Source organism: Modestobacter marinus (assembly GCF_019799945.1).
GTDB classification, from domain to species: Bacteria; Actinomycetota; Actinomycetes; order Mycobacteriales; family Geodermatophilaceae; genus Modestobacter; species Modestobacter marinus_B.
In genome coordinates this window covers 1-2,296 of sequence record NZ_JABGCH010000084.1, presented here as the reverse complement: position 1 = coordinate 2,296, position 2,296 = coordinate 1, and the positions used below count along the sequence as shown (strand labels likewise).

Sequence of the window (2,296 nt, the reverse complement as noted above, 5' to 3'; positions counted from 1 at the left end):
CCACCCGGCGGGAGTAGACGTCGATGACGAAGGCGGCGTACACCCACCCGGAGAACGTCCGGCAGTAGGTGTGAGGTCGGGCCGCAGCGCGGTGCCGGTCTCTCGACCGGTCCGTTTCTGCGGCCCGCCTCCCGAACCGGACGTGCGACTTCCACCGCATCCGGCTCTCCGCGTGTTCATGCCGCCGTTGTGGCGCTCGTCCATTGGGTCGGGATGCGGGTTCCCCGGTAGCGGTAGCGCTGGATGGCGACCGTTTCGGCCCGGAAGAACTCGATGCCCTCCGCGCGGATCTTCCAGCCAGGGAGGAACCGGCGGACCAGGATGTGCATGTTCAGTCGACGGTGTCGCTTGCGCAGCCAGCCGACGATGCGCCAGAAGGCGTAGTGGTCGACGTAGCCGAAGGTGCGCGAGGACGCCCCGTGACGGAAGTAGGTGCACCAGCCCCGCAGCGCCGGATTGATCCGGCGCAGCAGGTCAGCAAGCGTTCGATGAGCGGCCCGGCGGGTCAGCGTCCGCACCTTGTCCACGATCGAGGCCAGCGCCTTCTTCGAGGGATAGGTGTAGATCGCCTTCTTGCCGGTCCGGCCTCGCCAGGTGCGGCGCTGGATGCGCCAGCCGAGGAAGTCGAACCCTTCGTCGATGTGGCAGACCCTGGTCTTGGCGGCCGACAGGCGAAGCCCCATCGGCGCCAGCACCGCTCCAATTTCGTCCCAGAGCGCCTCGGCGTCGCCGCGTTGCCCGTGCAGCACAACCACGAAGTCATCCGCGTAGCGGACGAGTCTCATGACCGGCTGTCCGGCGCGTCGACGCTTGACGCGTGTCCATTCCGGGCCGAGTGCCGCCCACTTCGCGGCGAAGTGCTCGTCCAGCACGGAGAGGGCGATGTTGGCCAGCAGCGGTGACAGGATTCCGCCCTGGGGCGTGCCGGTGATCGTCTCCCGATTCAGGCCGCCCTCGGAGAGGACGCCTGCTTTCAAGAATGCCATCACCCAGCTCAGTACGCGTTTGTCTCCGATCCGATGCCGCACCCGACCCATCAGGGCCTGGTGGCCGATCTCGTCGAAGCACGCCTCGATGTCGGCCTCGAACACCCACTCGTAGTTGCGGGTGGGTGAGGCGAGGTGGTGGATCTCGGCGATCGCGTCCTGCGCCCGGCGTCGAGGGCGGAAGCCGTAGGAACACGGCTGGAAGTCCGCCTCGAAGATCGGCTCGAGCACCAGCTTCAGCGCCGCCTGCACGATCCGGTCCCGGGTGGTCGGGATCCCCAGCCGCCGCAGCTTGCCCGACGCCTTGGGGATCGTCTTCTCCCGCACCCGCTCCGGGAAGAACTGTCCTGTCTTCAGCTCGTGCCGAAGATCGGCCAGCAACTCACCCGCATCCGCGCCGACCGATCGCGGAGCGACCCGATCGACTCCGGCGGTTCGTGCACCGGCGTTGCCCCGCACCCGGTCCCACGCGACGGTGAGAAAGGCCGGGTCATAGACGAGATTGGCCAGGTCATCGAAGCGGCGGCAGGGATCGGCCGCCGCCCAACGGTGCAGCTTGGTCTGCATCGCCAGTACCCGAGGCAGAGCATCGGAGAGCTCCGGCCACGGTGCGCCGGTGTTCACCGACGACCTCCCGATGATGCGATCGCGCCGCGAACACACTGGACCCCTTCGCCATGTGGTCGGCTTTCCCGACCTCGGACTACTACGGGTCCTCCGCCCCATCCCACCGGCATCGGCCGGCGATGCGCCTTCCCGCCGGGCAGCCGGCTGCTGCCCGGCAAGGGGACCGGCGGGATGGTTCCCACGTTCACTCCCGAACCGTTCGACGGGGTCGGCGCCCAGCTATGCCCCTGCAGCATCGCCACGGCTACGCCGCAGGCCTTCACCGTGGCCTCCCGACCGGCGACATCACCCGGCCCAGGAGTTCCCCGACCGGCGACGCCGTTGGCCATGCCGATCGGGTGCGCGCTGCAATCCAGCCCGGATCCGCCAGGTTGGAGCTGGTGGCTCTCTTGAGGGGCGTTCAGCCGCTGGTTCCTCACGTACGCCTTTCCGTCTCGCTTGCCGGACCCGGGCCATCTGGCGGTGCTGGCCCGTCCCGTCGTTGTCAGGGCTGCTTCCGCTCTCCTCCGCATCCCCGGAATCGAGCTGCCCTCAGCTTCACCGGCCCGCTGCGACGGACCGGCCGCGGTGTCCTCTCACCACCGCTCGGTTCAAAAGCGCCTCGTGGCGCTCGATGTCAGCGACCCACAGCTGGTCGGGGCCGGTCGCGGTGAACGCCCGGTCGACCAGATCCGGCCGGGTGT

Annotated in this window: 1 protein-coding gene; it reads right to left on the bottom strand. The window is 68.7% G+C overall.

What is annotated here, in order from left to right; genetic code table 11:
- Positions 1-176: 176 nt before the first annotated feature.
- A complete protein-coding gene (gene ltrA / locus HK417_RS24150; RefSeq protein ID WP_222273202.1) occupies positions 177-1,610 on the bottom strand; it encodes a group II intron reverse transcriptase/maturase in 1,434 nt (477 codons plus the stop codon).
- Between the last annotated feature and the right edge of the window lie 686 nt (positions 1,611-2,296).